8 protein-coding genes are annotated in these 7876 nt (G+C 72.2%); 7 read left to right on the top strand and 1 reads right to left on the bottom strand.

The window, feature by feature from the left end:
• The first annotated feature begins 228 nt into the window (after positions 1–228).
• The 3 genes from DEI98_RS05975 to DEI98_RS05985 all read left to right on the top strand — a co-directional run bounded on the left by DEI98_RS05975 (position 229) and on the right by DEI98_RS05985 (position 2924).
• Positions 229–1188 (top strand): hypothetical protein, encoded by a 960-nt coding sequence (locus DEI98_RS05975; RefSeq protein ID WP_111100209.1) that lies wholly within the window; start codon positions 229–231, stop codon positions 1186–1188.
• A gap of 142 nt (positions 1189–1330) precedes the next feature.
• A complete protein-coding gene (locus DEI98_RS05980) occupies positions 1331–2071 on the top strand; it encodes a histidine phosphatase family protein (protein WP_111100210.1) in 741 nt (246 codons plus the stop codon).
• The gene (locus DEI98_RS05985) at positions 2061–2924 is read left to right on the top strand and encodes an NAD(P)H-hydrate dehydratase (protein WP_111029028.1); all 864 of its coding nucleotides are present in this window, start codon (positions 2061–2063) and stop codon (positions 2922–2924) included. Before DEI98_RS05980 ends, DEI98_RS05985 begins: the two co-directional genes overlap by 11 nt.
• A gap of 138 nt (positions 2925–3062) precedes the next feature.
• Here DEI98_RS05985 and DEI98_RS05990 read toward each other — a convergent pair whose 3' ends face one another.
• The gene (locus DEI98_RS05990; protein WP_110863150.1) at positions 3063–3500 is read right to left on the bottom strand and encodes a YdeI/OmpD-associated family protein; all 438 of its coding nucleotides are present in this window, start codon (positions 3498–3500) and stop codon (positions 3063–3065) included.
• Positions 3501–3685: 185 nt separating this feature from the next.
• Between DEI98_RS05990 and DEI98_RS05995 the strand changes: the two genes are divergently transcribed.
• Genes DEI98_RS05995 through DEI98_RS06010 form a run of 4 tightly spaced genes read left to right on the top strand, consistent with a single transcriptional unit; the run spans position 3686 to position 7816 of the window.
• Entirely contained in the window at positions 3686–4828 is a 1143-nt protein-coding gene (locus DEI98_RS05995; protein WP_111100211.1) for an ABC transporter substrate-binding protein, read from the top strand.
• A 5-nt stretch (positions 4829–4833) separates the two neighbouring features.
• Complete coding sequence (locus DEI98_RS06000; protein ID WP_258370749.1) at positions 4834–5838, top strand: ABC transporter permease subunit; 1005 nt, start codon at positions 4834–4836, stop codon at positions 5836–5838.
• Positions 5835–6749, top strand: coding sequence for an ABC transporter permease (locus DEI98_RS06005; protein ID WP_111100213.1), 915 nt, complete (start codon positions 5835–5837; stop codon positions 6747–6749). The genes DEI98_RS06000 and DEI98_RS06005 overlap by 4 nt, the downstream gene beginning before the upstream one ends.
• Entirely contained in the window at positions 6746–7816 is a 1071-nt protein-coding gene (locus tag DEI98_RS06010; RefSeq protein WP_111029033.1) for an ABC transporter ATP-binding protein, read from the top strand. The genes DEI98_RS06005 and DEI98_RS06010 overlap by 4 nt, the downstream gene beginning before the upstream one ends.
• Positions 7817–7876 lie beyond the last annotated feature (60 nt).

Raw genomic sequence — 7876 nt, forward strand, 5'->3', positions numbered from 1 at the left:
GGCCGGGGGCGTGGGCGGGCCGGGGGTGACCGGGTGGAATCGGGCGTAGCTGGTCGAATCGGGCGTAGCTGGTCGAAAGAATCGGCCAGGTAGGCCCGATTCCGCTTGGTATCGCGGCCGTTCTGGGAAGGAACGTCTCCCCTCCACAACCGCCCAGGCCTGGAGGCCCGTCCACAGTTCCCGACATCGGTCTCCGGAACGGATGGCCGGTCCGGCATCGTCACGTGCATGAACGAGTCGCTGCCCATCCTCCGAGCCTCCGCCATGCACGAGGCCGGCCTCGACGCCACCACCCTGCGCCGCCGAACCCGGACGCAGGGGGTCGGCCGCTTGGTCCGGGTCGGACCGAACGCCTTCGTCGACGGTGCCGCGTGGGACGCCGCCGGGCCTCGTCAGCGGTACGTCACCCGGGTCTTCGCGCGGCTCGGTCGACTCGGCACGCGGGCGACGGCCTCGCACCTGTCCGCGGCGGCCCTGCACGGCCTCCCGGCGCTCGGCGGGTGGGACGTCCCGGTGCACGCGACCGTGCCGGAGTCGATGTACCGGGGCCGGAGCGCCGAGCTGGTCCTGCACACGAGACCCGTCGGTCGGGGCGAACGGGCCACGGTCGGTGCGATCGCGGTCACCTCCGTCCCCCGGACCGTCGTCGACGTGGCGATGACCGGCGACCTGCGGGCGGGCGTCGTCATCGCGGACGCCGCACTGCGACGTGGGTTCGACGACGCCGATCTCCGACGAGCGGTTCCTCCGAAGGCCCGCGCCCGAGCCCTGGCGCAGCAGGTGCTCGACCTGGCCGATGCTCGGTCCGGGTCACCGGCCGAGTCGATCGCTCGGGTCGTGTTCCGGGAGCTCGGGCTTCCGGACCCGGTGCTGCAACAGGAGTTCGTCGTCGACGGACGTCGGTCCGCAGTCGACTTCTGGTTCCCGGACCACGGGGTCATCGTCGAGATCGACGGACGGGCCAAGTACTCGCAGGAGCGCTACCTGGGCGGCCGGAGTCCGACCGAGGTGTTCCTCGACGAGAAGCGGCGGCACGGTCGCTTGCTCACCGTGCCGGGTGTGCGGACGATCATCCGGCTCGAGTGGCGAGACCTGTTCGACCTCGATGCGCTGGCGCTGCGACTCCGGGCGGCGGGGCTCCCGTGCGCGGTCCGCCCGGTCCGGAGCGCTCGGCTCCGTACGGGGTGACCGTCCGACTCCGGACGGGCTGACCGTCCGGCGCCGCGCGGGGTGACCGTCCGGCGCCGCGCGGGGCGACCGTCCGGCACCGCACGGGGTGATCGTCCGGCGCCGGTGAACCGGCACAGCACGCTCTGGCTAGCGTGGCGGCATGGCAGTGCAGGAGATCTGGCTCGTCCGTCACGGCGAATCGGTCGCGAACGTCGCGGCGGCTCGGGCCGAAGCCGCGGGTGAGGACGTGATCGACGTCGAGTTCCGGGACGCCGACGTCCCGCTCAGCCCGCTCGGCACCGATCAGTCCCGGGCCCTCGGGCAGGAGCTCGCCGACCGCGGGATCGACGACGTCCCCGTCGCGCTGTGGGTGTCCCCGTACCTCCGCGCACAACAGACCATCGCGATCGCGCTCGAGGCAGCCGGCATCACCGAACCCGAGAAGCGGGTGGACGAGCGGCTGCGCGACCGTGAACTCGGCGTCCTCGACCTACTGACCCTGCAGGGCGTCCGCAACCGGTACCCGGACGAGGAACGCCGGCGGCAGTGGCTTGGCAAGTACTACCACCGGCCGGCGGGCGGGGAGTCGTGGGCGGACGTGATGCTCCGGCTCCGGTCGCTCCTCGGCGATGTCGAGCGGGTCGACGGCGCCGAGCGCCTGGTGATCGCCGCGCACGACGCCGTGGTGATGCTCGCCGTCGCGGTGTGCCTCGACCTCGACGAGCCGGCGCTCATGGAGTTCGCCCGGACCCACGCCGTCGCGAACGCCTCTCTTACCCGACTCCGTCGTGACGATGCCGGATCGCCGTGGGTGCTCGAGGAGTTCTCCTCCATCGGACACCTGGACGACGACGAGGTCACCCAGCACACCGGCCGGAAGGACGACGAACATGTCCACTGAACCCGTCACCCCGAACTTCCTGCGGGACTGGCCACTGCCCGAACCCGGTGCCGGCAAGTACGGCCGCGGGCAGGTGCTCATCGTCGGCGGCGCCGCCCGGACCCCCGGCGCCGCGATGCTCTCCGCGCTCGCCGCACTCCGCGTCGGCGCCGGTCGCCTCACCCTGGCGGTCGGCCGGAGCGTGGCGAACGAGGTCGCGGTCGCGGTGCCCGAGTCCGGGGTCGAACCCCTCGACGAGGACCAGGACGGACACATCGCCGTCGGTGCGATCGAGGGCATCGCCGACAGCGCCTCGAGCGCCGACGCCGTGTTGGTCGGGCCGGGCCTCGACGAGCCGGACGGTTCCCGTGACCTGGTGGCCGGACTCGCCGACGTCGTCGGTCCGCAGACCACCGTCGTGCTCGACGCCTTCGCCCTCGGGGTGGCCGCCGACGTGCGGGACCGCCTGGAACCGCTGCGTGGACGGCTCGTGATGACGCCGAACTCCGGCGAGGCCGAACGCCTGCTCGGGCGGGAGTGCAGCGACGACGACGTGGCCGACGCGGTGGCGATCGCGAACCGCTTCGGAGCGGTCGTTGCCCTCGGCGACGCCATCGCCACACCGCAGGGTCGGGCGTGGCTCAAGGGCACCGGCTCCGGCGGTCTCGGCACGAGCGGCAGTGGCGACGTGCTGTCCGGCGCGGTCACCGGCCTGCTCGCCCGCGGCGCTGATCCGGCACAGGCCGTGGCGTGGGCGTCCTACGTGCACGCTGCCGCAGGTGACCGACTCGCGGTGCAGGTCGGGCCGCTCGGGTACCTGGCGAGCGAACTCGTCACCGAGATCCCGCGGGTCCTGGTCGAGCTCGGGGCCTGAGCGCGCCCGTTCTTTCCCAGAACGCCCGCGATACCTGGCGCTTTCGGGCATACCTGCCGAGAACTTCCGACCAGGTACGCCCGAATCGACCAGGTACGCCCGGAACGACCAGGCCGCCCGACCCCGCCCGCCGCACCCCTACCCCCGCAGGGACTCCACGGCCTTCTCGATCCGCCGGGCCCGGGTCTCCGGGGCCTTCGCCTGCGCGACCGGGTCGGCGAGTGCGCGCTGCCGTGAGTTCGACAGGGTGTCGAACGCCGCACGCACGCCGGCCTCCTGCAGCGCGGCGGCCAGGTCCTCCGGCAGGTCGACGGTCCGGGGCAGGGTGTCGACCTCGAGCGAGACCTCGACGGTGTCCCCGGCGGTGATCCCGGCGGCCGCACGGTGCGAGGCCGACAGCGGCACCAGGAACTGCTCGTCCATGACCCCGATGGTGGAGCGGTAGGTGTAGCCCCGGTCGATCGTGACGACCACCGCGGGGCGCTTGCCGGATCCGAGCGCCTCGATGACGGACTCCGGGACGGGGAGTCCGGTCGCCGTCTTCCGCGCTTGCAGGACCGTCGTCGTGAACCGCATCCGTGCCTCCAGGCCTGGTGTGGGCGCGACCCTGCGCCCAGAACGAGCAAAGCGTACAGCCGCACCCGCTGTTCCGCCGTCGTTCACCACCGGAGCACGGGCCGGAAACCGGCCGCGTCCACGATCGACCAGAACCCGGACACCCGGTCTGGCGCAGCACCTCCCCCCACCCGAAAGGCCCACCCGTGCAGCACAAGCGCACCCTGGCCGGCATCGCCCTGGCCGCCGCCGCAGTCGTCACCCTCGCCGGATGCTCCTCGACGAGCTCCGCCAGCACGAGCAAGGGCGACGCCGACTGGAAGACCACCACCAGCGCCGAGTCCGCCGGCGGCATGGACGCCCTGGTCAAGGCCGCCAAGGCCGAGGGCCAGCTCAACGTCATCACGCTCCCGCCGACGTGGGCCAACTACGGCAAGATCATCGACGGCTTCACCAAGAAGTACGGCATCAAGATCAACTCCGCGAACCCGAACGGCTCGAGCGCCGACGAGGTCGCCGCGGTCAAGTCGCAGAAGGGCCAGAGCACCGCCCCCGACGTGCTCGACCTCGGCAACGCCGTCCTGCAGGAGAACCTCGACCTGTTCGCCGACTACAAGGTCGCGAACTGGGACGACATCCCCACGAACCTGAAGGACGAGGACGGCGCCTGGACGCGCGACTACACCGGCCTGATGTCGATCGGGTACGACTCGTCGAAGATCTCCGACGCCCCGAAGGACATGACGGACCTGCTCGGCTCCGAGTACAAGGGCAAGGTCTCGATCGGCGGCGACCCGACGCAGGCGAACCAGGCCGCGTCCGCGGTGTACCTGGCGGCGCTGGAGAACGGCGGCTCCGCCGACGACATCACCAAGGGCGTCGCCTTCTTCGGCAAGCTGAAGCAGGCCGGCAACTTCCAGAACGTGCTGCCGACGCAGGCCACCGTCGCCTCGGGTGAGACCCCGGTCGTCGTCCAGTGGTCGTACAACAACCTGGCCTGGGGCCCGGCGGCGGGCGCGAGTGGCAACAAGGACTGGAAGACCGTCGTCCCGAAGGGGCAGGCGCTCGGCTCGTACTACTCGCAGGCCATCAACAAGGACGCCCCGCACCCCGCGGCCGCCCGCCTGTGGGAGGAGTACATCGCCAGCCCCGAGGTCCAGAACCTGTACCTGCAGGCCGGCGCCTTCCCGTCCACCCTCGCCGCGCTGACGAAGTCGGGCAAGGTCGACCAGGACGCCCTCGACGCCGCCGGTGGCGCGCCGAAGGACTACGTCGAGCTGACCGACGCGCAGGTCGCCGACGCCGCCAAGGTGCTCAAGGCCAAGTGGTCCTCGACGATGGGGTCCTGAGCAGCATGACCACCGCATCGGCAGACGCGCCCGCGGCGAGCGGCACAGCCGCGACCGACGCCGCACCGGCGACGAGCGCGACGAGCGCGACGAGCCCCGTGCGCCCGACGTCCGCACGAGCGTCCGCCGATGCCGTCCGACGCGGCGCCGGACCCCGTGTCCGGCGCCGCATCGGCCTCGCCTGGCTGGGGCTGACCCCCTTCGCCGCCTACGTCCTGCTGTTCCTCGCCGTCCCTGCCGTGATCGCGATCGGCAGTGGCTTCTTCGACGGCTCCGGAGCGTTCACGTTCGCGAACCTCGCGGCCTTCGCCGACCCGTCCGTGCTTCGGGCGTTCGGCGGGTCGTTCGGCCTGTCCGCCGCCTCCGCGGTCATCGGTGCCGTGCTCGGCGCGGTCGTCTGCTGGGCGCTCTCGGCACTGCGGCCGGACGGGCTGGTCCGGTCGATGATCGACTCGGCGGCGAGCGTCCTCGCCCAGTTCGGTGGCGTCATGCTCGCGTTCGCGTTCATCGCGACGATCGGCGTGCAAGGCCTCGTCACGACGTGGTTGGTCACGGTCTTCCACGTCGACCTCAACGCGGACGGCGCCTTCCTGTACACGGTGCCCGGGCTCGTGATCCCCTACGTCTACTTCCAGGTGCCGCTCATGGTCCTCACGTTCATGCCCGCACTCGAGGGCGTCAAGGCCCAGTGGGGCGAGGCCGCCGCGACCCTCGGGGCCTCGCGCCTGACGTACTGGCGCCGGATCGCGTTGCCGGTCCTGGCGCCGGCGTTCTGGGGGTCGCTCCTGCTGCTCTTCGCGAACGGCTTCTCGTCGTTCGCCACCGCCGCGGCCCTCATCTCGCAGGGCGGCATCGTGCCGCTGACGATCCGCACGCAGCTCACCAGCGAGACGCTCGCCGGCCTGCAGAACGTCGCCGGGGTGCTCGCCTTCGGCATGGTCGTCGTGATGGCGGTCGTGATGGGCGCGTACTCGCTGCTGCAGCGCCGTGCCGCACGGTGGCAGCGATGAGCGCGGCGGCCCCGGTCCGTCCGGTCCGCCCGGCGCAGCCGGTTCGGCTCGGAGGCCCGTCCCGCGTCCGCCGCTTCGGCACGGCCCCGTCCCGTGGTGCGGCAGCGATCGTGCTCACCGTGATCGGGCTCCTGTTCGCCGTGCCGCTGGTCGCCCTGCTGCAGTTCACCTTCCGGCAGGGCACCGACGGCGGGCTCACCTTCGCGCACTGGGCGGCGATCGGTGACCCGGCCAACGCGTTCACCTACCAGCCGGTGTTCGACGGGCTCGGGGCGTCGCTGCTCATCGCCGTGATCACCGTCGGGATCGTGCTGCTCGTGCTGCTGCCCGCCCAGATCATCACCGCGCTCCGCTACCCCAGGCTCCGGAGCGTCCTGGAGTTCGTCTGCATCGTGCCGATCACCGTGCCGGTCGTGGTGCTCGTCGTCGGGTTCATCCCCGTGTACCAGGTCGTCTCGCAGGTCTTCGGATCCGGCTCCTGGACGCTGGCGTTCGCGATCGGGATCATCACGCTGCCGTTCGCGTTCCGCCCGATCGCCGCCGCCATCACCGCGACGGACCTGATCGTCCTGTCCGAGGCGGCCCGCTCACTCGGTGCCTCGTGGTGGACCGTCACCTGGCGCGTGCTCCTGCCGAACCTGCGCCGGGGCATCACCGCCGCGTGCTTCCTCACGATCACCGTGGTCCTCGGCGAGTACACCCTCGCCGCGTTCCTCTCCCGCATCACGTTCCAGACCGGGCTCGTGCTCGTGCAGGGGACCGACCCGTACGTGGCCGCGATCTTCTCGGTCGCCGCGCTCGCGTTCGGCTTCGTGCTGCTCGTCCTTATCGGCCGCATCGGGACCCGTCGCACGGGCCGAGTCCGCCGCACCCGCACCACCCGTCGTCCCCGCCTCGAGGAGTCCGCATGACCGTCACCGCTCCGGCAGCCCCGGCGTCCCTCGCCACCACCGGTGCCGTCGTCGAACTCCACGCCGTCGAGAAGCACTACGGCGCACACCGTGCACTCGCCGGACTGTCCCTCCGCGTCGAGCCGGGGGAGTTCGTCTCGCTCCTCGGCCCGTCCGGTTGCGGCAAGACGACGGCGCTCCGCGCGCTCGCGGGCCTCGAGGCGATCGACGCCGGCTCGATCCGCATCGACGGACAGGACGTCGCCGACACCCCGGTCAACAAGCGCGACATCGGCATGGTGTTCCAGCAGTACTCGCTGTTCCCGCACATGACGGTGCGGCAGAACGTCGCCTTCGGCCTCGAGATGCGCCGGGTCCCCGCCGCCGAGCGCAAGAGCCGCGTGGTCGAGGCCCTCGACATGGTCCGCCTCGGCGAGTTCGCCGAGCGGTACCCGCACCAGCTCTCCGGCGGGCAGCAGCAGCGCGTCGCCCTGGCCCGTGCCCTGGTCACCCGCCCCCGGGTGCTCCTGCTCGACGAGCCGCTGTCGGCCCTGGACGCGAAGGTCCGGGTGTCGCTGCGCGACGAGATCCGCCGCATCCAGAGCGACCTCGGCATCACCACCGTGTTCGTCACCCACGACCAGGAGGAGGCGCTCGCCGTCTCCGACCGGATCGCCGTGATGCAGGCGGGCGACGTCGAGCAGGTCGGCACGCCCGAGGAGCTCTACCGCACCCCGTCGTCGGCCTTCACGGCGGACTTCGTCGGTCAGTCGAACCGGCTGCAGGGCGACCTGCGCGGGGGCGACGTCTTCGTGTACGGCTTCAGGGTGCCGGCCCTCGACTCCTCGGCTCCGGACGGGCCGGTGCTCGCCTACGTCCGGCCGGAGGACATCGCCTTCGCCCCGGAGGGCATCACCGGCACCGTCGTCACCTCGAGCTTCCTCGGGTCGATCCGCCGCACCACCGTCCGCCTGGACGACGACACCGTCGTGACCGTCCAGCACGAGGTCGGCGACCGCCGGGCCACCGGCGACCCCGTCGCCGTGCGCCTGCTCGGCGCACCCGTGGCGGTCGCGCCGCTCGCGTAGCTCCCCCCCCCCCCCCCCCCCCACCCCCCCCCCCCCCCCCCCCCCCCCCCCCCCCCCCGG

It is taken from the genome of Curtobacterium sp. MCLR17_034, assembly GCF_003234485.1.
Classification (GTDB): domain Bacteria; phylum Actinomycetota; class Actinomycetes; order Actinomycetales; family Microbacteriaceae; genus Curtobacterium; species Curtobacterium flaccumfaciens.

Bases quoted from the DNA above. Each gene is read 5' to 3' on its own strand.
- DEI98_RS06000 (WP_258370749.1), top strand. From the start codon at position 4,834: ATGACCACCGCATCGGCAGACGCGCCCGCGGCGAGCGGCACAGCCGCG.
- DEI98_RS06010 (WP_111029033.1), top strand. From the start codon at position 6,746: ATGACCGTCACCGCTCCGGCAGCCCCGGCGTCCCTCGCCACCACCGGT.
- DEI98_RS05980 (WP_111100210.1), top strand. From the start codon at position 1,331: ATGGCAGTGCAGGAGATCTGGCTCGTCCGTCACGGCGAATCGGTCGCG.
- DEI98_RS06005 (WP_111100213.1), top strand. From the start codon at position 5,835: ATGAGCGCGGCGGCCCCGGTCCGTCCGGTCCGCCCGGCGCAGCCGGTT.
- DEI98_RS05975 (WP_111100209.1), top strand. From the start codon at position 229: ATGAACGAGTCGCTGCCCATCCTCCGAGCCTCCGCCATGCACGAGGCC.
- DEI98_RS05985 (WP_111029028.1), top strand. From the start codon at position 2,061: ATGTCCACTGAACCCGTCACCCCGAACTTCCTGCGGGACTGGCCACTG.
- DEI98_RS05990 (WP_110863150.1), bottom strand. From the start codon at position 3,500: ATGCGGTTCACGACGACGGTCCTGCAAGCGCGGAAGACGGCGACCGGA.